This is a genomic window from Mycobacteroides abscessus ATCC 19977 (genome assembly GCF_000069185.1).
GTDB lineage: Bacteria > Actinomycetota > Actinomycetes > Mycobacteriales > Mycobacteriaceae > Mycobacterium > Mycobacterium abscessus.
This window is the reverse complement of sequence record NC_010397.1, coordinates 2,804,820-2,826,125: the sequence shown is the minus strand read 5'-3', so window position 1 is coordinate 2,826,125 and position 21,306 is coordinate 2,804,820. Positions and strand designations below refer to the sequence as shown.

The window sequence follows — 21,306 nt, the reverse complement described above, 5'->3', positions numbered from 1 at the left end:
ATGGCGATCAAGTCCCTCAACGACCTGTTGGCCGAGGGAGTTTCGGGCAAGGGCGTGCTGGTCCGGTCGGACCTGAACGTCCCGCTCGAGTACCTGGACGGCAACATCGCCCATATCTCTGATCCCGGTCGCATCGTGGCCTCGGTGCCGACCATCCGCGCGCTTGCGGGTGCCGGGGCCAAGGTCATCGTGACCGCGCACCTGGGCCGCCCCGATGGAAAGCCGGACCCAAAACTGTCCCTGGCCCCGGTCGGGGCGGCGTTGGGTGAACTGCTGGGGCAGCACGTGCAGGTGGCCGGAGACGTCGTCGGGACCGACGCGCTGGCACGCGCCGAGGGCCTGACCGACGGCGATGTGCTGCTACTGGAGAACATCCGGTTCGACCCCCGGGAAACCAGCAAGGACGACGCACAGCGTCTCGCGCTCGCGCGGGAACTGGCCGAGTTGGTCGGCGGCCCAACGGGCACCGGCGGCGCGTTCGTTTCCGACGGATTCGGGGTAGTGCACCGTAAGCAGGCGTCCGTGTACGACGTGGCGACCTTGCTGCCGCATTACGCCGGTGGTCTGGTGGCTGCCGAGGTGGAAGTTCTGCGGGTGCTCACGGCCAGTACCGAGCGGCCTTATGCGGTGGTTCTGGGCGGGTCCAAGGTCTCCGACAAACTGGCGGTCATCGAATCGTTGGCTACCAAGGCCGACAGCCTGGTGATCGGCGGCGGCATGTGCTTCACATTCCTGGCCGCGCAAGGTCTGCCGGTGGGCAAGTCGTTGGTACAGCTGGAGATGGTTGACACCTGCAAGCGGCTGCTCGATACCTATGCCGATGTGATTCATCTGCCGATGGATATCGTGGCGGCAGATGAGTTCGCCGCCGATTCACCTTCGGAAATCGTTGCCGCGGACGCGATTCCGGACAGCAAGATGGGTCTGGACATCGGACCGGAATCGGTGAAGCGGTTCGCCGCGGTGTTGTCCAACGCCAAGACCATCTTCTGGAACGGCCCCATGGGCGTGTTCGAGTTCCCGGCGTTCGCCGCGGGTACCCGGGGTGTCGCCGAGGCGATCATCGCTGCTACGGAGAAGGGTGCGTTCAGCGTGGTCGGTGGCGGCGATTCGGCTGCCGCGGTGCGCGCCCTGGACCTGCCCGATGATGGTTTCTCGCACATCTCCACCGGTGGTGGTGCATCCCTGGAATACCTTGAAGGCAAGGTGCTTCCGGGTATCGACGTTCTCGAGGACTAGAGGAGTTCCGTATGTCGCGTAAGCCGTTGATCGCCGGCAACTGGAAGATGAACCTCAATCATTTCGAGGCCATCGCTTTGGTGCAGAAGATCGCGTTCTCGTTGCCGGACAAGTACTTCGACAAGGTGGACGTGACGGTCATTCCGCCGTTCACCGATATCCGCAGCGTGCAGACCCTGGTCGACGGTGACAAGTTACGCCTTACCTACGGCGCACAGGACCTGTCCGTATATGACTCGGGCGCGTACACCGGTGAGGTCAGCGGCGCCTTCCTGGCCAAGCTGGGTGTCACCTATGTCGTTGTCGGGCACTCCGAGCGCCGCCAGTATCACGGCGAGGACGACGCGCTGGTGGCGGCCAAGGCGGCCGCGGCCCTCAAACACGGCCTCACACCGATCGTGTGTATCGGTGAGGCACTTGACATCCGGGAAGCCGGAGATCACGTCCAGTACAACGTGAACTCCTTGCGTGGGTCACTGGCCGGCCTCAGCGCCGAACAGGTGGGCAAGGTGGTTATCGCCTACGAGCCGGTGTGGGCCATCGGCACCGGGCGGGTGGCCAGCGCCGCCGACGCGCAGGAAGTGTGCGCCGCGATCCGCGCCGAGTTGGCGCAAATCGCGAACGCCGACGTGGCGGGGTCTGTCCGGGTCTTGTATGGCGGCTCGGCCAACGCCAAGAATGTCGGCGAGATCGTTGCGCAGGAGGATGTCGACGGAGCGTTGGTCGGTGGCGCCTCGCTGGACGGCGAGCAGTTCGCCCAGATGTCGGCGATCGCCGCGGGCGGTCCGCTGCTTTAGCCGGGATCTACGGCAGATTGCGTAGATGCGCGCCGCGCGCCAACACTCCGTCGAGGGCGGTGAGGAAGGCGGGCAGGTTCGCGGTATCGCTGGAAGCCGTGTCGTACCAATCGATTCCGGGTGTACCGTCGGCGGCGGTATCCAGCCTTCCCATGGCCGTGAGCCACGGGCCGAGCTGCCCGAGCACAACGGCATACGGTGCTGCCCGGGTCAGCACCAGCTCGCGATCAGCGGGCGCCAAGTCATCGACGTTGAACTCGCTCAGATAGTGGCGCAGCGCGGCCACGTGCGCCACCAGCAGATGCCCGCGCGCGGTGCGGATCGGCAGCAGCGTGCCGGCCAGCGCGCAGACCGCGCCCACGCCGCACACCGCGACCCCGATCATCGCGTTGCCGATGCTGACGGCTAGGACGGCGGTGACTACGAGACCCGCCAGCAGCACGCCGACCCCGTAACCGGTCAGGGCGCCCAGGTGCTCCGGCGTACGGCGGAACCATCCGCGAAGCCGGGCGTCGGCATACATCATCTCGGGAATGCGGCCGATATCCACCCGGGAACCCGGCATCTGGAGGCTGGACATGTACACCGTCTCGGTCTTCGCAGGCAACAAGATGTCCAGAAGTTGCGCCTCATAGGGGGCCAAGAGGCTGTCCGCCGGGGCGCGCCGGGATATCTGCCAATCGAGCCGGCCTTCGGCACCCGTTGTTTCGGCGATCCACAGATATCCGCGGACCGCGAGATCAATGACCGTCGCGGTCAGGTCTACGGCATCCACCCGCAGATCGATGACGGTGCCTATCTGCCCGGGGAGCACCCCGTCCGGCGCAGCGAAATGTGATCCTGTGTGGTCGCGAACCAGGGGATCGATTGGGGTGACGCTGGTTTCGGCGGCGTGGGTGTCCCGGCGGCGGGCCACGACTACCCAACCGGCCAATGCGGCGGTGACGGCCCCCAGGCCGGCCAGGGCTGCGATCGCCGGTCGCGTCAGCGCGAAGGGGCCTGCCGGGCCGGGGATCACGGTGAAAATGGCGCCGGCGGGAACGGTGCGGGCCGGAACCGTCACGGTGAAGGTTGCGATCGAGTCCGGCGGCACATTGTCTTGCTGGACTCGCACCACCCCGGTGTGATCGACCTGCGCCGCAGTACAACGTGTGCGAGAACCCGGTGGGCCCAGGGAGCACGTGGGGGAGCTGGGTTTGGTGCTGGGAGAGGCGAATGAGGCCGTGACATCCCTCATTCCCGAATCCCAGCCGGAGGCAAACGGCCAGGTCACCTGCTGGTGATCGGCGGCATCGGCGACGGCACCCCGGACGGCATAGCTGACGGTCGCTGGACCGCGAGCCACGATGGTCAATGTGCCGGTGTCGCCAGCGGCCTCCGCGTCGCCGGTGCTAGTGACGTTGCTGACCTGGAAATGTTGTATCCGATTACCTTCAACGGGCACATCGAGCAGTAGATGGCGTTGCAGCACTTGACCTTTGGCGGGCGTGATGGTCTCGGTGATGTTCAGCACGCCGTCGTCGGCGAGGGTCATGGCAACAGCGACGGTGCCCGGGGAAACATCGCTGCTTGCCGGTGCCGCCAGCAGAAGTCCTCCCATACACACCGGCAGATACAACGCCAACCGTAAAGCCACCCCACGACTCATCTCTCCCACGGCGGTAACCCTAGGTCAGGGTCGATATGCTGGCGCGCATTCACAGAATGTGGTGGGGGGACTGCATGGAGCCGCGACCGTATTTCCAGCCCAGACCGGTGCCTGCCTGGGGCGCGCCGCTGCCGCCGCCTGCTCACGCCCCCATGGCACCACCGCAACGTGGATGGCACCCACCACCTATTACGCCGTTTCCGGGATATCAGGCGCCTCAGCCGCTGCCCGCGTACCGGGTACCGCCGGGGCGCCCGGTATATCCACCGCCAGTCGGGTACGGACCGCGCCCGCGGGCGCGCGGCAGATCTCACACCGGCCTGATCATCGGCGGCGCGTCCTTCGTGCTGGTCGCGATCCTGATGCTGGGAACGGTGGTGGTGTGGTCGGTCCATCAGGACTCCGGCGGGCGCCACCCGGTGCGGGTGACCTCGACATGGCAGTATTCTCCGACCTCGACCTGGATCAGCCCTAAGGTGACACCCCCGCAGCCACCGCCCGGCCCTCAGCCGGTCTACGCGCTCGGCGACAACCCTTTGTTCCGGGACCGGGAGGCTGGGTTCACCAATGCGCCCTGCTCAACGAGCACATGGCCGTTTGACATTCCTCACGCAGAGGCGTTCTACCGGGATCTGCTCGGGTGCTTGGATCCGGAGTGGAAGCGGCTTCTGGACGGGTTGCGTCTGCCATGGTCGTCGCCGGGATTGGTAGTGGCCGGAAGCTACGTGGATTCGCCCTGCGGGGGCGAGGACTTCAGCGGCGGCGAGACAGCCGCCTTCTACTGCTCGGCCAACAACACGATCTACATGTCGACGGTGAGCATGTCGCCCAACAGGTACGGAAATCATGACGGCTTCTACCTTGCCGTGTATGCGCACGAGTACGGACATCATGTCCAGGAGCTCAGCGGCATATCGTCGGAGGAATGGAACCAGCGCGTCGCTGCGGGAGTCGATTCCCCGGTGGGGCTGGAGCTGTCGCGGCGAAGCGAACTTCAGGCCCAGTGCTTCTCGGGAATGTTCCTCGGGTCGCGGCGCGGGGGCACGATCACCCAGCACGAACTCGATCTTGCCTGGAACGACCAATATCGGGGCGATGGGCAACGGTCCAAGCGTGACCATGGGTCCAACGAGCATTCTGCGGCATGGTGGCGGCACGGCTCGCTCAAGAATCGGCTGTGGGAATGCAATACCTGGCTGTCCGACAGTTCAGAAGTGAGCTGACCGGCGTCCCTGCGCAGGTCGCCGGAAGGGAGCCGGTAGGCTGGCCGCATGGAATTGGCGTTGCAGATCGTCCTGGTGATCACGAGCTTGTTGGTGGTCTTGCTGGTGCTGTTGCACCGCGCGAAGGGCGGCGGTCTGTCCACGCTGTTCGGCGGTGGTGTGCAGTCCAGCCTCTCGGGTTCGACCGTGGTGGAGAAGAACCTGGACCGGCTCACCTACTTCGTCACCGCGATCTGGGTGATCTCGATCATCGGCGTCGGGCTGCAGATCAAGCTCGGCGGATAGCGCCAGAACGATTCTCACACAGCGGACTACTGCACAGGTAGTCCGCTGTTTTGTCTCTGGGGCAGTTGTTCCTGCAGGTAATTGACGTTTCATTCATTTGCCAAGAAATTTCTTCAAAATTCATGGAACCGATTCACGTCCTGCGCCCATCAATCTCTATGTATGGCACAGAAGTCGACAAATGCCATCAGCGGTCGGTGGACCGGGGACGCGGAGGGGACGTTCCCGTTTCACCGGTCGTGTCCAGGAAAGGAGCCCCTCGTCATGTCGGAGTGCCGTGGTGACCCCCGCCAATGGATTCGCGAATACCAGGATCGCCTGGAGATTCTGGGGCAGCGTGCGCAGTATGTGCAGCAGACCGTCGGGCTGGTTCGCGGCCATGCGAAGGACGACGTGGGGGTGGCGGTGACCGTCGGTTCGGGGGGACGCATCGAGACATTGGACCTGGACGAGTCGACGCTGTCGATGGACGCGAGAGATCTATCGGCCATCATCACCCGGACCATCGCCGCGGCGCAGGTCAACGCAGCCAGTCAGATTCACAGCACATTGCACGACCTCACCGGCGACGGACCGGCGATGGACTACGTCAAGGGCTACCTGGACGGGGGGCACCTCGGGGAGGGCGAACATCTGGGACCGGCCTCATGACCGATGAGACGGGCACCTTCCGGTTCGACCGGGATGTGGTGCTGCGCGAGGCGGCGAATCTGGAAAGCGCGGGAGGATCGCTGCGGTTTCTTCTCGAGCATCACGGCGAGGGGCTCGGCGACCGGGATCTGGGGGCGGTGTCGTCGGATTTCGTCGCATCGGTGCGGGGCAGTATCGAGGAGCTGAGCGATGCGGTGCGCACTCTCGGCGACGTGATTGTGGAGACGGGGCAGCGTCTGCATGATCAGGCCCGGCGGATCGCCGAGGCCGAGGATCAGACCGTCGCCGCGATGACGAAGATTGGTGAAGGGTTCGGTGGACACCCTTGATGCCGAGCTGAAGCCGCTCACGCGCCTTGACGATGCCGGATTGGGCTTCGTGGTCGAGCATGTCCAGTTTCTCGAAGAGCCGCTGGATGCGCTACGTGGTAACCCGGTCGCAGCCTCTGCCGAAGCTACTTTCTGGCGGTACTGCATTGCCGACGTCACTAATGTGCAGCAGGAACTCTCGGCTGTGCTCAGTGCGCTGGGCGAAGGGCACAGTGGCGCGGCGGCAACAGGATTCAGCGAAGCGTCTGGCCCGATCGATGACGCGCTACAGGAGCTGCGCCTCGTCGCGGCCAATATCAATCAACGCATCAATGTGGTGACCGATCTGGTCACCCACACGCGAAGCATGCTCGGGCAATGGGTCGAGGGTTACGTAGACGACGTCATCACCGAGTTCACGGCGGCACGGGCGGCCTCTCCCATCACCCAGGGCGGCAGTGTCGCGACCACCATCGCTTCCGCTGTGGCTGAGGCCTCCGAGCTTGGAAACAAGATGGGGCGCACGCTCTCTCAACTCCTGGACCGGCTGGACGAACACGCTGCCGCGATCCGGGACGGCGTGGCCGAGTTCGCGATCAACGTGGAGCGGCTGCGGACTCCGGCACCTGGCGCCGCCGCCTCGGTTCCCGCGGCGGCTGTCGTCACCCACGCGCGTGCGGCCACAGCGCCGGCCGAACATGGGTTGCCCGTGGACCCCGACGCACTGTTCGCCGCTGGACAGGGCAACGAGACCTAGGCCGCCACGCACAGAATGTAACCCAGCATTCCGAAAACTACTACCACCCATGTGCCGCAGAGCATTTGAAGCCACCTTGGCGCTCGGCTGATCTCCATGTAGGACGCGATGATCAGTGCCGACTTGATCGCGGTCAGCGACAACATAACCAGAATCACCGGGATGGAGGGGCGCCCCGAGGAGCTCTCGGACCAGGACAGCACGGTACAGCCGGTCAGCACCAGCCAGGTCACGAGTGTGCTGCGGCGGGCGGGCATCGGGAGCGCGGAAATGATCACGGGTTGCTCAGTATCTAGATCAGGTAGATCAACGAGAACAGCACGACCCATAAGACATCCACCATGTGCCAGTACACGCCGATACCTTCCAGTAGAGCTACGCCATAGCGACGTGTGGCTCTAGGGCGCATCGACCGCGCGGCAGCGCCCAGTCCGAGGAGTCCGATCAGTACGTGCAGCAGGTGAATTCCCGTGAAAACGAAGTAATACATGAAGAATTCACCCGCGAGGGGATCCAGGCCGGTGGTCAGATGGCGACCGTATTCAAAGGCTTTCAACACCACGAACACCGCACCGAAACCGATTGCGGTGAGGTACCAGGCGCACGCCCGGGACCATTGTTTCCACCGCGCACGGGTAAGCGCGGTGACCACCGCAGCAGAACTGCTGATGAGGGTGAGGGTCTCGGTCAGACCGATCGACTGCGACATGCTCGCGCGGCCGAGCTCGAACATGGCCGGGTTGCGGGCGTAGCTCCATCCCCAGACCGCGAAGAAGACGCCGAACACGGTGAGATCTCCCATGATGAAGATCCACAGCTCTGCTTCTGCGGGCACGTGGCCACCGATACGACGACGGTGCGTCGAAGGTCGGGGGCCGGTTTCGATGGTCACGAAATGCGCACCGGTGTCACGGCGGTTTCCGTCGACTCGGCAATCAGCTTGCGCACCAGGGGGATCAGGATCACCGGAGAGATCGCGAAATAGACGATGAAGAGAATCGCGGGAATCCAAAACCCTACGACGCCGTTCCATGCGAAGGGGCCGGAGTGGAAGAAGAACACCAAAAGCTCTGGTAGGTAAAGGATTGCTATCCACAGGTTCAGATAGCCGAACCAGCGGGGGACAACGGGATCGTGGCGAGGGCTCAACACCAGAATGGCGTAGGCGCTGAGCAGCCACACCATGAGGAACATCGGGATACCACCCATGAACTGCAGGAAGCCGTAGTCGCTCGCGTATTGGACCAGGGCCGGGTCGCGCTCGGTCCGAAAGGCTGCGATGCCGAACGAGAACGGCGTGTAGAAGTTCATCACCAGGTAGGTCGCGAGGGTCAGGCCCATCATCACCGTGACCATGCCGACCTGGCGTTCGATCCTGCGGGCTATCAACACCAGCAATGCTGATACCGGAAACAAGGCAAACGTAGAACACATCATCAGCACCGCCGCGAGCATCAGCCATGCATGTCGCTGCGCAAACTGGGAGGCTACTTGCGCGGGTCCGGCGGAGGGAGGGATCGGCGGCATGAAACGAGCGACCAATAGCCAGCCGGTTCCGAAGAGGAGCAGGTAAAAAAGGCCAGACCAGGCGCTCGCGCGCTCTAGCATCCGGTTTTGCATACGTCGAGCTCCTCTTCAGCTAGCCACGATGGGCGCGGCTAGCGACCCGGTGTGATCGGGTGGTGGCGTCCGTGCCCGCAATACGCCGCCATAACGGCAGCGAATTGACCAGTCGGTAATATATGCCGATGGCGGGGGCGGGTCAATACCCAGGCGTGACCGAATTGCCGTGACGAGCTGGCGCGGCAGGCGCGACGAGCCCGGCTACTCGCCGAGATACGTTCGTTCGGCGAACGCGATCGCATCGTGGGGGTAGGCCTGACGCAGCGCGGCCGACGTGACCGAGAGATCATCCGCATAGGGCGGAATGAGGCAGTTGAGCACTTCCACGCGACCGCGAGTCTTAGTCCGTTCTTCGCGAGTGTTGACGATCGGTGACAGCGCCATGATGGGCACATCCTCCAAGATGATGGAGTCATCGCCTGGGCGGCACCGGGTTGCGTACGCCCACCACAGGTCCGACGGAGAAGTCGGGTCGATATCGTTGTCGGTAACCAGGATTCGCTGTACCCAGTACGCCGAATGGTCCATCGTCTTGACCGCGTTACCGATCTTGCGGCAGAGCTCATTTGCGTCGGGGAATTCCCCAGACCAACCATCGCTGACAGTCACAGCCAGCACGTGGCTTGCGGACTCAGGCACCATCCAGGCCTTCTCTACGGGCAGGCTCGCTGCCCGTAGTGCGTTGAGGCTTGCCGCGGCAACTCCTGGTCCGGTGATGGTGTGGTCTTCGTCAACCGGTTTTCCGGCACAGGTGGATGGATAGATGGCGTCATTGCGGTGGGTCACCGCGGTGATGTGGTACACGCCGAAATCTGGTGCGCCGGTGGTGTTTTTCGCCTTGTCGATGTAACCGTGATACTCGGCCATCGGTCCTTCGTCCGCGGATTCGGTCAGGTCGATGTATCCCTCGATGACGATCTCCGCGTGTGCGGGTACGCGGAGCGAGCTCGTCACACACTCGACGACCTCAAGCGGCTCACCCCGAATGGCTCCGATGATGTCACCCTCACTGGCGCCGAACTTGGCCAAAGGGCCTCCTGAAATCAGCGTCGTGATCGGGTCGGCGCCGAGGACGAGGGCGAACGGAACGCTCGTGCCGATCTTGTCCCATTCTCGGCGCAACATGCCGATGTGCTGCATCACCGCGGTCATTCCGACCATCCGGTCACCGTCGAGTTTCATACAGCGCGCTACCGCCCAGTTCACCCAGCTGCGGTCCGGGGATTCCAGCACGAAGAAGCCGATGGTGTTTACGTAGGGGCCGCCGTCTCCGGGGTGCAGGTGTGGAATCGGCAGGTAGTCCAACAACTCGCCGCGGTCGCGGACGATGTTCTCGTGCACCGGACCGGTCTCAACCAAAACTGGGGCGACGCCCGCGGTATCGCGAAACCCCGCCAGGAAGTCCACGATCTGATCACCAGTGGTGTCGTCGGATAGCCCCAGGGCGCGGGCGAGGCGCCAGGCTCGATTGTCTGGATTGCCGGAATATGTCTCGAACGCGGCGAGTCCGCGAAACGTCGGGTAGCCCACGAGGTTTTCGAAAAGTGCTGCCGGACCGTATGTTTCGCATGCGAGTCGGGCGATGGCCCCAAGTTGGATCTCGGTGCTCACGGGAGTCTTGATGGTGCGCAGCTCGCCGTGTGCTTCCAGGTCGGCGAGGTAGCGGCGGAGGTCATTGAACGCCATATGGATTTCCATTCTTATTGGTATTTCGCTCATTTCGAGCAGGAAGTCCCCGCCAACGCGGCGCGGTTTCGTTCTCGATGCCGGCGGCGTCCAGGATGCGCATCACCGTGTGGTTCACCAGGTCGTCGATGGTGTTGGGCATTTGATAGAACGCGGGCATGGGCGGAACTATGTGTGCACCCATGCGAGACAGGGCGAGCATGTTATCCAGATGAATCTCGGACAGCGGTGTTTCTCGGGGCACCAGCACCAGCCGCCGGCGCTCCTTCAGGGTTACGTCTGCCGCGCGTGCGATGAGACCGTCGGAGTAGCCCGCGCGAATGGCGGCCACGGTCTTCATGCTGCAGGGCACCACGATTGTTGCGTCGGTGGTGAATGACCCCGATGAGATCGGGGCGTACATGTCATCGGGTTTGTACACCGCATCGGCCAGTTTTTCGACTTCGACTGGTGTGCGGTCGGTTTCATAGTCGATAGTGGCCCGGCCCCAACGACTGATCACCAGGTGGGTTTCGATGTCGGGCCGCGCTGCTAGGTTCTCGAGGAGTCGAACCCCGAGAACCGCGCCGGTCGCCCCGGTCATGGCAATGACTATGCGCATCAAATAGCCTCTAGCCCTTGGTTTCTGGAGAGAACCGCCAACCCAGGGGAGAAAAAGCTCACATCGCCGCCTCCATCGCCGCGGTCCTCGATGCCGTAACACTCGACAAAGTCGTGTAGTCGGCCCTCGGCGACGATCCTGGACGGATAATGGGGAGTCGCCAGTGGGTCATCGGAACCGATTGGCTTGTCCTGCCATGACAGCCCCTCGACCCCGCCGAACGGCAGCCCGGTGGGGCGCCAGGCCTTCGAGGGGGTGTGGCTGAAGGTCACCGGAGGCGTCAGGCGCGTGAAGACACCGTTCGGGGTGTCCTGATCGATGGCCCAGCGGCGCAGGTCGGCGATCGACACCGGCGCGTACCGCTCGTCGTTCATCGGGCGGACGTAGCGCACCGCTTCGGTGGCGTTCCGCAGCAGTGAGTGTTCGACGTACCAGAATCCGCCCTGCTCTTCCCGTGCGGCGAGTGCGGAGACGATACCGGTGGCCAGGTTGTAGGCCGAGCAGAAGTCGTTGATCAGCACCGAGATATGGGTCGGATCGTCCACATAGCGGTCCTGCGAGTTCACCGAAACTATGCCCGATACGGATTGGGCGATCTGTTCGAAGCCCTTGCGGTCGAACCACGGCGAATTCTTTGGCGCAAAAGAGAAGTCAGCGAGTATCAGGTTCGGATTGATCTGTTGCAGTGCCTCCGGGCCCAATCCCAATTCGGTAAGCCGCCCTGGGCTCATACTGTTGAGCAACACATCTGCACCGGCGAGTAGCTCTCGTAGCTTGGCCTGCCCGGCGGGGCCTTTGATGTTCATGCGGAACTGCCGTTTGCCCCAGTTGGCGTCGAGCCAGATGCCGATGGTGACTGGCCCGCCGACACAGGCGAGCTTGATGACCTCGGCGCCCTGCTCGGCCAGAGCCCGGCCGGTGGTGGGGCCTGCGACCACATTGGCAAGTTCGACAACCCGGACGCCCTCCAGCGGACGCACCGTGGCGTTTCCCAGGCGGCGGTGGGAGCCTCCCTTACTCAGCTGGTCCACCAGCACCATCGGATGCTCCGCACAAGCCCTCCCCTGAGGGTGATCGAGCCACTCCTGCGGAGTTCTGACGATGCCTCCGGGCAGCCGCCGCTGGGCGAATGAGTCCTCCAGATCCTGTGCGTCGCGCTGGGAAATGGCGCGCCGCAGGCCTTCACGGCTGGTGGCACCCAAATACTCGGTGATGCCGTCTCGCAGCTTCGGGTGCAGTCCGATCATCCCGAAGAACCGGTTGTCCCGTGTGCGGTAGATGCCGTTGTCGGGGCCGGTCGTGTAGTCATCGAACCCGAGTGCACGGCCGTTCGAGAACGTCAGTTGCAAAGAGTTCAGGGAGAGCCCGGAAAGCCGGCGGTTGACGGTCAACGTCTGGGCGGGCAGCCCGCGCATCCGTCCCAAGTACTCAACGGCGCCCCCGAATGCCGAAAACAAACCAGTCGCGTAGTCATGCGCTTTGATCGGGCTGCGCGTGTAAGAGAGGCCGTCCTCCACAATGACGTTACTGCCATCGATATCGATCGGTAGCTGCGCGGTCACAGCCTTGAGTGCCCGCTGTTGCAGTTGGTTAGAGTTCTTCACTCCTACCCCTTCGTTTTTCTGGGCCGGTGCGCCGATTGGCAGCGGCATCCGACCACTGCGTACTTGGGGGGCAGGGCGGGCGCGGCATGCGCGGCGACATCGGTCAATCAATTGACAGCAAAGCAATGTCGACGCTGACCGTGCCTATGGTGCGAGGTTAATTTGTATGTTGGGCAATGGGAATGTCCATCTCGCAAAGTTGTCTTATCGGCATGGACATACCGGCGTACGGTGCCGGACATGGGCATGAACGCGTCCGTTCGCGTCAATAGTCAGTAGCATTCGAGAATGGAGATTCATCACCTGCGATATTTTCTGGCAGTCGCGAGGGAATTGAGTTTCACCAAGGCTGCCCAAAATCTCCATATGTCCGTCGCACCCCTGAGTCAGCGGATAAAGGCCCTGGAAAACGAACTAGGCGAACAACTCTTCGACAGGTCGACCCATCATGTCGAATTGACCAATGCTGGGGAGAGGCTGGTTCCGCTCGCGCGGACCATCGTGTCTGACTTCGATGCCTTGCCGCGAAAACTCCTGTTGGGCATGCCCGCTGGTGCGGTACGGGTGGGCGTCACCCGTGCCCTGAACGGCCGGAGCCGTCGGACGATATCGGACGTCCTGGCCGAGCTCTCACGGGATCACACCTACATCGTCAATCAAGTCGCGTCACGCGACATGGAACGACAGCTGCTGGCCGGAAGCATCGATCTGGGGGTTTCCCGGGTCCCTGCGGCAAGCGCTCGTGTGCAGGCCCGGCTGTTGAACACCGAGCGGCTGGCGATTCTTGCCGACGCGTCCGCGTTTCCCGCGAAAGTCAGTGTCCAGCTGGCGGATCTACGCGGCTACACCTACGTGCACGGGCCGGAGGCCTGGGAGATCGCGTCGATGCTCGAGGCCCAGCATGTTCTGTTCGATAGCGGCGTACTCAATGATTCCCTGACGCGCTGCGACGACGTTTCCAGCATGCTGTTGACCCTGCGAAACTCAACAAAGATCACCTTGCGTTCACTTCAATCGGAAGAACTCAAGGGTCTGGATCCTGCCGAGTTCGTACTGCTGCCGATCGACGATCTCACCGTCGAAATACCCACGATGCTGCAATGGCGCGCCGAGGATGTTGATCGCCTACCGATCGCGGAGGCCATCAAGTCGATCACCGCCGCGGTGGCGGGCGATCGTCTCGGCGATTAGCCCAGTTGGCTTGCCGCGGCCTCATCGAGCAGCCACACCGTGCGCTCGATGCCCTTGGCGCCGGCCGCGGGCACATCGACAGGGTCGGCACCGCCGACGGCCGCAGCCACTGCATCGGCCTTCGCCTCGCCGGAAACCACCAGCCACACTTCGCGTGAGCGCTGAATTGCCGGCAGGGTCAAGGTGATCCGTTGTGGCGGAGGCTTGGGAGAGTCGGGCACCGCCACGACGAGCCGCTGCGTCTCCTTGACGGCATCGGTATGCGGGAACAATGAATTGATATGACCTTCGCCGCCCATGCCCAGCAGATGGACATCAAATGCCGGGCAATCCTGGCCGGGCTCGGCATTGGCCGCCAACAGCTGCTCGTATGCCAGTGCGGCGGCGTCAAGATCGGTGCCGTACTCGCTTTCGCTGTTGGGCATGGCATGCATGTTGCGCAGTGGGAAGTTCACGTGCTCCAGCAGTGCCTCCCAGGCTTGCCAGGCGTTGCGTTCCGGATCGGTCTTGGGGACGTACCGGTCATCGCCCCAAAACACGTGGACGTTGGTCCAGTCGAGACCGCTGGCGACATCGCGTAGGTGCTTGAGTAGCGCTATGCCGGTGCCGCCGCCGGTCAGTACGATCATCGCCTTGCCCCGTTCGGCGAGGGCGCCGGTGATCGCCGATGCCAGCCGATCGCCCGCCGCGGTCACCAAAGCATCCGTGTCCGCGTACTTTTCGATGATCGTCTCACTCATACGTATTGCACCTTCGCGATTCCCTCGAGCGCCGTGCGGTAGATCTCGTCGGGGTCGAGGCGGCGCAAGTCCTCGGCCAAACAATCGCGTGTCTCCCTGCGTGGCAGGGGTAGTGACGCTGATGGGCGTCCGGTGCGGGTCAGGGTCGCGATGGCCCCGGTCTGCGGGCGGCTCAGGGTGATGATCTCGCTGTCCCGGTGCAGTTCGACCTTCAGGTCGCCGACGACCCGGGTGACGGGGCCGTCGATGCGTGAGGCGAGCCATCCGGCGGTGACGTCCAGTGCCGGTTCGGTGGCTAGCCCGGAGACGACCGCGGAGTTGATGCCTTCGTACGGTGCCTGATCGAGCGCCGAGGCCAGCAGGGCTCGCCAGTAGGTGATGCGGCTCCAGGACAGGTCGGTATCGCCCGGGGTGTAACCGGCGAGACGGTTTTTGATGGCGTTCATCGGGTCGGGGGCCGTCGTGGCGTCGGTGATCCGGCGAATGGCTAGGCGGCCCAGTGGATGTTGCGCGGGGATCGGGGGTGCTTGATTGGGCCACCACGCCACTACCGGGGTGTCGGGCAGTAGGAACGGAATGACCACGCTGTGCTCATGGGCGGCGAGCGGGCCGCGCAGGCGTAGTACGACGACCTCGCCGGTCCCGGCATCGCCCCCGACGCGGATTTGAGCACTCAATCCGGTATCGGAGGCAAGGGGATTGCGTTCCAGCACGATCACGCGGCATGGATGTTCGTGGCTGGCACCATTGGCGGCCTCGATCACCTCTTCCACGTCGTCTCCGGCGTCGGTGATGACCACCAGGGTCAGCACGCGGGCCATGGTGACCGCTCCGCCGGTCTCGCGTAGTTCGACGAGCTTTTTGTTGACGTCGTTGGTGGTGGTGTTGGGCAGATCGATGATCATGGCCGCCTCCATTCCCGGCCGCTGCGGGCCAGCATTTCCACCGCCGATTGCGGTCCCCAGGTTCCCGACTCGTAGGTGTCCGGCCGGCCTTGGGAGGCCCAGAAGTCCAGGGCGGGATCGAGGATCCGCCAAGACAATTCGACCTCGGCGTTCACCGGGAACAGTGACGGCTCGCCCAGCAACACGTCGAGGATCAGCCGTTCGTAGGCCTCCGGTGATTCCTCGGTGAAGGCCTGCTCGTAGGAGAAGTCCATGTTGACATCGCGTACTTCCATGGCGCTTCCGGGCACCTTGGATCCGAACCGCAGTGTGACGCCCTCGTCGGGCTGCACCCGGATCACCAGTGCGTTGGCTCCGAGTTCCTCGGTCATGGTGGAGTCGAAGGGCAGGTGCGGTGCTCTCTTGAACACCAGTGCGATCTCGGTAACCCTGCGGCCCAAGCGTTTTCCGGTACGCAGGTAGAACGGGACCCCGGCCCAGCGCCGGCTGTCCACCTCCAGGGTGATGGCCGCGAATGTCTCGGTGGTCGAGGTTTTGGAGAAACCTTCCTCCTCCAGCAGGCCGGGCACCTGCTGGCTGCCCTGCCAGCCGGGACCATACTGGCCACGGGCCGTGGTTTCGGCCAACGGCTCGGCCAGGCGGGTTGCCGAGAGCACCTTGATCTTCTCGGCCTGCAACTCGGCGGGGGAGAAGTTGATGGGCTCCTCCATCGCGGTGAAGGCCAGCAGCTGCAGCAGATGGTTCTGGATGACATCGCGCGCCGCCCCGATGCCGTCGTAATATCCTGCGCGGCCTCCCAAACCGATGTCCTCGGCCATGGTGATCTGCACATGGTCGACGAAGTGCGCGTTCCAGATGGGGTCAAACAGTTGGTTGGCGAACCGCAACGCCAGGATGTTCTGCACCGTCTCCTTGCCGAGGTAGTGGTCGATGCGGAAGACCGACTCCTCGGGGAAAACCTCGTTGACCACCGCATTGAGCTCGCGGGCGCTGGCCAGATCGTGGCCGAAGGGCTTCTCGATCACCACGCGCCGCCACGCGCCGTCCACGGGCTGCGCCAGGCCCGATTTGGACAGCTGCTCGCAGACGGTGGGGAAGGCATTCGGCGGAATCGACAGATAGAAACCGTGATTGCCGCCGGTGCCACGTTCCTCATCGAGGGTCTGCAGCGTCTTCTTGAGCTGCTCGAAGGCCGCGTCGTCATCGAAACTGCCCTGCACGAACCGGATTCCCTCGGCAAGGCGATCCCACACATGCTGACGAAACGGCGTGCGTGAGTGTGCCTTGACAGCATCGAGCACGATCTGCCCGAAATCCTCGTTGGCCCAATCCCGGCGGGCGAACCCGACCAACGCGAACGACGGCGGCAGCAGCCCCCGATTGGCCAGGTCGTAAATCGCCGGCATCAACTTCTTGCGCGCCAGATCGCCGGTGACGCCGAAGATCACCAGCGAGCAAGGGCCCGCGATGCGGGGCAAGCGCTTGTCACGTTTGTCCCGCAACGGATTTGCCGTCAACGAGCTATCGGGGGGAAGAACCTCGGTCATGGATGAGCCTTTCGTGTGAAGACCGTCATCCACGCTCAGTCCTGGGTGGATACCGCGTCGAGTTGGGCTTGGGTGGCGTCGATGAGCTCGTTCCAGGCAACTTCGAATTTCTCGACGCCTTCGGTTTCGAGCACCTCGAACACGTCGTCAAGGTCGATTCCGGCGCGCGTCAGCTCATGGAACACCGCGTGCGCGCCGTCATAGGTTCCGGCAATGGTGTTGCCGGTGACCACGCCGTGGTCGGCAACCGCCTCTAAGGTCTTCTCGGGCATGGTGTTCACCGTGTGCGGCGCCACCAGGTCCACCACGTACAGGGTGTCGTCGTAGTCGGGGTTCTTCACACCCGTGGAGGCCCACAGCGGACGCTGCACGCGTGCGCCGGCGTCCTTGAGCGCGGCGAACCGGTGACCAGCATGATGGTCCGAGCCGAAGACCTTCTCGTAGGCCTGGTAAGCCAACCGGGCGTTGGCGACCCCGGCGCGGCCGCGCAGTGACAATGCCTGGCCGCTGCCGATCTCTTCGAGGCGCTTGTCGATCTCGGTGTCCACCCGCGAGACGAAGAACGAGGCCACCGAGTGGATCTTGGACAAGTCGCGGCCGGCTTCCTTGGCGGCCTCCAGGCCGCTTAGGTAAGCGTCCATGACCTCCTTGTGGCGCTGCACTGAGAAGATCAGGGTGACGTTCACCGAGATACCCTCGGCGATCACCGCGGTGATCGCGGGCAGACCCGCCTTGGTGGCCGGAATCTTGATCAACAGATTCGGCCGGTCGACGATCTTCCACAGCTCGATCGCCTGCAGGATCGTCTTATCGGTGTCATGGGCAAGACGCGGGTCAACCTCGATGGAGACGCGCCCGTCGACGCCACCGGAAGCCTCGTACTGCGCAGCGAGCACATCGCACGCCGCACGCACATCATCGGTGGTCGCGGTGCGGATCGCCGAATCAACATCGGCGCCGCGCTCGGCCAACTCGGCAATCTGCGCGTCATAGGCATGGCCCTTGGACAAGGCTGCCTGAAAGATCGCCGGGTTCGTGGTGACCCCGACAACACTCCTGGTTGCGATCAACTCGGCGAGATTGCCCGAATTGAGTCGGTCCCGGGAGAGATCATCGAGCCAGACAGCGACTCCGGCCTCGCTCAGTTCGGCGAGATTAGCGTTCTGATCAGATGTGCTCATGGGATTCATCCCTTCCTGATTCGGGGTTATTGAGCTGCTGCGATTGACCTTTCGGCCGCTGCGGCCACTGCGTCAGGGGTGAAGCCGAACTCGCGGAACAACGTCTTGTCGTCGGCCGAAGCTCCGAAATGCTCCAGGGAGACGATCTGCCCCGCATCGCCGACGAACTTGTACCAGCCCTGCGCGATGCCGGCTTCCACCACCACACGCGCGCGTACGGACGGCGGCAGCACGCTGTCGCGATATTCCTGGGGCTGGGATTCGAACCATTCCACACAGGGCAACGACACCACGGAGGCCGCAATTCCCTTGGCGGCAAGAATCTTCTTGGCCTCGACGGCGAGCTGCAGTTCCGAGCCCGTGCCGATGAGGATCACATCGGGAGCGTCCGCCGGATTGTCACTGGCTGCCTCCAGCACGTAGCCGCCCTTGGCCACGCCTTCGCGGCTGGTGCCTTCCAGGATCGGCACACCCTGGCGGGTGAGTGCCAAACCGACGGGGCCGGTGCTGGATTGGCGCTCCAGGACGGTCGCCCAGGCGTACGCGGTTTCGTTGGCGTCGCCGGGGCGCACCACCGAGAGGTTGGGGATGGCGCGTAGGGCGGCCAGGTGTTCCACCGGCTGGTGGGTGGGCCCGTCCTCGCCCAGACCGATCGAGTCATGTGTCCAGACGTAGATCGGGTCGATGTTCATCAGCGCGGCCAGACGCACCGCGGGGCGCATGTAGTCGGCGAACTGCAGGAACGTTCCGCCGTACGCGCGGGTGGGTCCGTGCAGCACGATGCCGGACAAGATGGAACCCATCGCGTGCTCGCGGATGCCGAAATGCAGTGTGCGGCCATAGGGTTGGGCATTCCAGTCGGACGTCGCGATGGAGGTCGGGCCAAAGGAATCGGCGCCCTTGATGGTGGTGTTGTTGCTGCCCGCCAGATCCGCCGAGCCGCCCCACAGCTCGGGCAGCTTGGCCCCGAGCGCCGAAAGCGTGTCGCCGGAGGCGGCGCGGGTGGCCACCGCCTTGGAACCGGGCTCCCAGGACGGCAGCCCGGCGTCCCAGCCCTGCGGCAACGCACGCGCCTGGAGGCGGTCCAGCAGCGCCTTGCGCTCGGGCTCACGGGCCGCCCAGGCCTCAAAGCTCTTGTCCCACTCGGCATGCGCCTGCTTACCGCGCGTCACCAGTTCGCGCGTGTGCGCGATGACCTCGGGGGCCACCTCGAAGGATTTATCCGGGTCGAAGCCCAAAATCTTTTTGGTGGCGGCCACCTCGTCAGCGCCCAGGGCCGAGCCGTGCACACCGCCGGTGTTCATCTTGGTGGGAGCGGGGTAACCGATGATCGTGCGCAGCGCGATGAACGACGGGCGGTCGGTGACCGCACGGGCGTTGGCCAGTGCTTCTTCAAGGCCGGTGACGTTCTCACCACTGACGACGGTCTGTACATGCCAGCCGTACGCCTCGTAGCGGGCGGGGGTGTCCTCCGAGAGTGCGATCTTGGTGTCGTGCTCAATGGAGATCTCATTGTCATCCCAGATGACGATGAGGTTTCCGAGCTGCTGAGTGCCCGCCAACGACGAGGCCTCCGAAGTCACGCCCTCTTCGATATCCCCGTCGGAGGCGATGACGTAGATGAAGTGATCGAACGGGCTGGTACCGGGGGCGGCGTCCGGATCGAACAAGCCACGCTCGTATCGGGAGGCCATCGCCATGCCGACCGCGGAGGCCAAGCCCTGGCCCAGCGGCCCGGTGGTGATCTCCACACCCTTGGTGTGGTGGTACTCGGGGTGCCCGGGAGTCAGGGAGCCCCAGGTGCGTAGCGCTTCGATATCGGAGAGCTCCAGGCCAAACCCGCCTAAGTAGAGCTGCAAGTACAAAGTCAGGCTGCTGTGCCCGCAGGACAGCACGAACCGGTCGCGGCCGATCCAGGTGGTGTCGCTGGGATCGTGGCGCAACTGACGCTGAAAAAGCGTGTACGCCACGGGCGCCAGGCTCATCGCAGTGCCAGGGTGGCCATTGCCAACCTTCTGCACCGCGTCAGCGGCCAACACCCGCACGGTGTCCACCGCGCGTGAGTCCAGCTCGGTCCAGTCATCCGGGTGGTCGACCCGGGTCAGGGTTGGAATATCGGTCGGGACTTCCGCCAGTTCACGTGAGATCGCGGTCACGGGCCCCATCGTAGTGCTGACGATTTCATGCCGCTGCCTCAAGGCCGGGTCACGCCGTGCGAGCAATGTGATAGTCCAGTGACAGACAACCGGTGTTCACTTCGATGGGCCGACCTTGGTTGTCGACGCCGGACCCTGGCGGTCTACCATCGTGTGTAGTAGAGCGCTCAGTGCCGCGGGTCGGCTGGCTCACCAAAAAGCTACCCAGGAGGATCAGCGCGGTGCGGATGCGAGAGACGCAGGGCGCGCAAGGCCGTGGCCGGAACGCACCGCCCTTTCTCCGCACCATCCTCGCGTACATCGCGCTGACCAAGCCGCGCGTCATCGAGCTGCTGCTGGTCACCACCATTCCGGCGATGTTGCTGGCGGATCGCGGCGACGTGAACCCGCTGCTCATCCTGAATACGCTGCTGGGTGGCGTGATGGCGGCAGCCAGCGCCAATACCCTGAATTGCGTCGCCGACGCCGATATCGACAAGGTGATGAAGCGCACCGCACGGCGGCCGCTGGCCATGTCCTCGGTGACCACCCGTAACGCCCTGATCTTCGGAGTCGTGCTGGGTGTGGGCGCCTTCGCGTGGTTGTGGTGGACCGCCAATCTGCTGTCGGGCCTGCTCGCCGTGGCGACCATCGCTTTCTATGTCTTCGTCTACACGCTCGTGCTCAAGCGTCGCACCGCGCAGAACGTGGTGTGGGGCGGAGCCGCCGGATGCATGCCGGTGATGATCGGGTGGTCGGCGGTCACGAACACGATTCAGTGGCCGGCGCTGGTGATGTTCGCGGTCATCTTCTTCTGGACGCCGCCGCACACCTGGGCTCTCGCGATGCGGTACAAGGAGGACTACCGCGCCGCCGGAGTCCCCATGCTGCCGGTGATCGCCACCGAGGAGAAGGTCACCAAGCTGATCCTGGTGTACACCTGGCTCACGGTGCTGTCCACGTTGGCGCTCGCGCTGGCCGCCGGTGTCATCTACGCGGTGGTCGCTTTCCTGGCTGGGGTGTGGTTCCTGGCGATGGCGCACCAGCTGTACTCGGGTGTGCGCAAAGGCCAGCCCATCAGGCCGCTGCGTCTTTTCCTGCAATCGAACAACTATCTGGCTGTGGTTTTCTGCGCGCTCGCCGTCGACTCTGTGGTCGGCTGGCCAACCCTTTTCCAGCTCTGAG

At 63.9% G+C, this 21,306-nt stretch carries 21 protein-coding genes; 9 read left to right on the top strand and 12 right to left on the bottom strand.

Annotation, left to right across the window (positions count from 1 at the left end):
• Both MAB_RS14095 and tpiA read left to right on the top strand, forming a co-directional pair.
• Window positions 1–1,239 carry a phosphoglycerate kinase gene (locus MAB_RS14095; protein WP_005082297.1) on the top strand — a complete coding sequence of 413 codons (1,239 nt, stop codon included), beginning with the start codon at window positions 1–3 and terminating at the stop codon, window positions 1,237–1,239.
• A gap of 11 nt (window positions 1,240–1,250) precedes the next feature.
• A complete protein-coding gene (gene tpiA, locus MAB_RS14090; protein WP_005057795.1) occupies window positions 1,251–2,036 on the top strand; it encodes a triose-phosphate isomerase in 786 nt (261 codons plus the stop codon).
• A 7-nt stretch (window positions 2,037–2,043) separates the two neighbouring features.
• Here the strand turns inward: tpiA and MAB_RS14085 are convergent, their stop codons facing one another.
• Window positions 2,044–3,672 (bottom strand): DUF2207 domain-containing protein, encoded by a 1,629-nt coding sequence (locus tag MAB_RS14085; RefSeq protein ID WP_005082294.1) that lies wholly within the window; start codon window positions 3,670–3,672, stop codon window positions 2,044–2,046.
• An 86-nt stretch (window positions 3,673–3,758) separates the two neighbouring features.
• Here MAB_RS14085 and MAB_RS14080 point away from each other — a divergent pair, with 86 nt between their 5' ends.
• The 5 genes from MAB_RS14080 (at window position 3,759) to MAB_RS14060 (ending at window position 6,908) form a co-directional block, all read left to right on the top strand.
• Window positions 3,759–4,907: a neutral zinc metallopeptidase gene (locus MAB_RS14080; RefSeq protein ID WP_005111320.1), complete on the top strand. Its 1,149-nt coding sequence runs from the start codon at window positions 3,759–3,761 to the stop codon at window positions 4,905–4,907.
• Window positions 4,908–4,955: 48 nt separating this feature from the next.
• The gene (gene secG / locus MAB_RS14075) at window positions 4,956–5,192 is read left to right on the top strand and encodes a preprotein translocase subunit SecG (RefSeq protein WP_005076011.1); all 237 of its coding nucleotides are present in this window, start codon (window positions 4,956–4,958) and stop codon (window positions 5,190–5,192) included.
• A gap of 264 nt (window positions 5,193–5,456) precedes the next feature.
• Window positions 5,457–5,843, top strand: coding sequence for a hypothetical protein (locus tag MAB_RS14070; RefSeq protein WP_005082292.1), 387 nt, complete (start codon window positions 5,457–5,459; stop codon window positions 5,841–5,843).
• The gene (locus MAB_RS14065) at window positions 5,840–6,172 is read left to right on the top strand and encodes a hypothetical protein (RefSeq protein WP_005082291.1); all 333 of its coding nucleotides are present in this window, start codon (window positions 5,840–5,842) and stop codon (window positions 6,170–6,172) included. Before MAB_RS14070 ends, MAB_RS14065 begins: the two co-directional genes overlap by 4 nt.
• Entirely contained in the window at window positions 6,159–6,908 is a 750-nt protein-coding gene (locus MAB_RS14060) for a hypothetical protein (protein WP_005087837.1), read from the top strand. The genes MAB_RS14065 and MAB_RS14060 overlap by 14 nt, the downstream gene beginning before the upstream one ends.
• Here MAB_RS14060 and MAB_RS14055 read toward each other — a convergent pair.
• From MAB_RS14055 to MAB_RS14030, 6 genes are all read right to left on the bottom strand, one after another.
• The gene (locus tag MAB_RS14055) at window positions 6,905–7,186 is read right to left on the bottom strand and encodes a cytochrome C oxidase subunit IV family protein (protein ID WP_005082288.1); all 282 of its coding nucleotides are present in this window, start codon (window positions 7,184–7,186) and stop codon (window positions 6,905–6,907) included. The two genes, MAB_RS14060 and MAB_RS14055, sit on opposite strands and share 4 nt — an antisense overlap.
• Window positions 7,187–7,200: 14 nt before the next feature.
• Complete coding sequence (locus MAB_RS14050; protein WP_005093535.1) at window positions 7,201–7,743, bottom strand: cytochrome c oxidase subunit 3; 543 nt, start codon at window positions 7,741–7,743, stop codon at window positions 7,201–7,203.
• A 53-nt stretch (window positions 7,744–7,796) separates the two neighbouring features.
• Complete coding sequence (locus tag MAB_RS14045; RefSeq protein ID WP_005093533.1) at window positions 7,797–8,363, bottom strand: hypothetical protein; 567 nt, start codon at window positions 8,361–8,363, stop codon at window positions 7,797–7,799.
• Window positions 8,364–8,732: 369 nt separating this feature from the next.
• Window positions 8,733–10,217: a UbiD family decarboxylase gene (locus tag MAB_RS14040; protein ID WP_005111317.1), complete on the bottom strand. Its 1,485-nt coding sequence runs from the start codon at window positions 10,215–10,217 to the stop codon at window positions 8,733–8,735.
• The gene (locus MAB_RS14035; protein ID WP_005111315.1) at window positions 10,204–10,818 is read right to left on the bottom strand and encodes a UbiX family flavin prenyltransferase; all 615 of its coding nucleotides are present in this window, start codon (window positions 10,816–10,818) and stop codon (window positions 10,204–10,206) included. The genes MAB_RS14040 and MAB_RS14035 overlap by 14 nt, the downstream gene beginning before the upstream one ends.
• Window positions 10,818–12,422 carry a CoA transferase gene (locus tag MAB_RS14030; protein ID WP_005111312.1) on the bottom strand — a complete coding sequence of 535 codons (1,605 nt, stop codon included), beginning with the start codon at window positions 12,420–12,422 and terminating at the stop codon, window positions 10,818–10,820. The genes MAB_RS14035 and MAB_RS14030 overlap by 1 nt, the downstream gene beginning before the upstream one ends.
• A gap of 288 nt (window positions 12,423–12,710) precedes the next feature.
• On the opposite strand from MAB_RS14030, the gene MAB_RS14025 reads away from it, so the two are divergent.
• On the top strand, window positions 12,711–13,613 hold the full coding sequence (locus tag MAB_RS14025) for a LysR family transcriptional regulator (protein ID WP_005111309.1): 903 nt from the start codon (window positions 12,711–12,713) through the stop codon (window positions 13,611–13,613).
• Here the strand turns inward: MAB_RS14025 and pgl are convergent.
• From pgl to tkt, 5 genes are read right to left on the bottom strand one after another with little or no spacing between them, the layout of a single operon-like run.
• Entirely contained in the window at window positions 13,610–14,353 is a 744-nt protein-coding gene (pgl, locus tag MAB_RS14020; RefSeq protein ID WP_005111307.1) for a 6-phosphogluconolactonase, read from the bottom strand. The genes MAB_RS14025 and pgl overlap by 4 nt on opposite strands.
• Window positions 14,350–15,258 (bottom strand): glucose-6-phosphate dehydrogenase assembly protein OpcA, encoded by a 909-nt coding sequence (opcA, locus tag MAB_RS14015; RefSeq protein WP_005082284.1) that lies wholly within the window; start codon window positions 15,256–15,258, stop codon window positions 14,350–14,352. The genes pgl and opcA overlap by 4 nt, the downstream gene beginning before the upstream one ends.
• Window positions 15,255–16,805, bottom strand: coding sequence for a glucose-6-phosphate dehydrogenase (gene zwf / locus MAB_RS14010; RefSeq protein WP_005082283.1), 1,551 nt, complete (start codon window positions 16,803–16,805; stop codon window positions 15,255–15,257). The genes opcA and zwf overlap by 4 nt, the downstream gene beginning before the upstream one ends.
• Before the next feature lie 35 nt (window positions 16,806–16,840).
• A complete protein-coding gene (gene tal, locus MAB_RS14005) occupies window positions 16,841–17,986 on the bottom strand; it encodes a transaldolase (protein ID WP_005111302.1) in 1,146 nt (381 codons plus the stop codon).
• 26 nt (window positions 17,987–18,012) lie between these two features.
• Window positions 18,013–20,142, bottom strand: coding sequence for a transketolase (gene tkt / locus MAB_RS14000; protein WP_005087835.1), 2,130 nt, complete (start codon window positions 20,140–20,142; stop codon window positions 18,013–18,015).
• A 227-nt stretch (window positions 20,143–20,369) separates the two neighbouring features.
• Between tkt and MAB_RS13995 the strand changes: the two genes are divergently transcribed.
• Complete coding sequence (locus tag MAB_RS13995; protein WP_005057808.1) at window positions 20,370–21,305, top strand: heme o synthase; 936 nt, start codon at window positions 20,370–20,372, stop codon at window positions 21,303–21,305.
• Window position 21,306: the final 1 nt, after the last annotated feature.

Coding starts and splice junctions, on each gene's coding strand:
- MAB_RS14095 (WP_005082297.1), top strand. CDS start 1: ATGGCGATCAAGTCCCTCAACGACCTGTTGGCCGAGGGAGTTTCGGGC.
- tpiA (WP_005057795.1), top strand. CDS start 1,251: ATGTCGCGTAAGCCGTTGATCGCCGGCAACTGGAAGATGAACCTCAAT.
- MAB_RS14080 (WP_005111320.1), top strand. CDS start 3,759: ATGGAGCCGCGACCGTATTTCCAGCCCAGACCGGTGCCTGCCTGGGGC.
- secG (WP_005076011.1), top strand. CDS start 4,956: ATGGAATTGGCGTTGCAGATCGTCCTGGTGATCACGAGCTTGTTGGTG.
- MAB_RS14070 (WP_005082292.1), top strand. CDS start 5,457: ATGTCGGAGTGCCGTGGTGACCCCCGCCAATGGATTCGCGAATACCAG.
- MAB_RS14065 (WP_005082291.1), top strand. CDS start 5,840: ATGACCGATGAGACGGGCACCTTCCGGTTCGACCGGGATGTGGTGCTG.
- MAB_RS14045 (WP_005093533.1), bottom strand. CDS start 8,363: ATGCTCGCGGCGGTGCTGATGATGTGTTCTACGTTTGCCTTGTTTCCG.
- MAB_RS14040 (WP_005111317.1), bottom strand. CDS start 10,217: ATGGCGTTCAATGACCTCCGCCGCTACCTCGCCGACCTGGAAGCACAC.
- MAB_RS14035 (WP_005111315.1), bottom strand. CDS start 10,818: ATGCGCATAGTCATTGCCATGACCGGGGCGACCGGCGCGGTTCTCGGG.
- MAB_RS14025 (WP_005111309.1), top strand. CDS start 12,711: ATGGAGATTCATCACCTGCGATATTTTCTGGCAGTCGCGAGGGAATTG.
- pgl (WP_005111307.1), bottom strand. CDS start 14,353: ATGAGTGAGACGATCATCGAAAAGTACGCGGACACGGATGCTTTGGTG.
- opcA (WP_005082284.1), bottom strand. CDS start 15,258: ATGATCATCGATCTGCCCAACACCACCACCAACGACGTCAACAAAAAG.
- zwf (WP_005082283.1), bottom strand. CDS start 16,805: ATGACCGAGGTTCTTCCCCCCGATAGCTCGTTGACGGCAAATCCGTTG.
- tal (WP_005111302.1), bottom strand. CDS start 17,986: ATGAGCACATCTGATCAGAACGCTAATCTCGCCGAACTGAGCGAGGCC.
- MAB_RS13995 (WP_005057808.1), top strand. CDS start 20,370: ATGCGAGAGACGCAGGGCGCGCAAGGCCGTGGCCGGAACGCACCGCCC.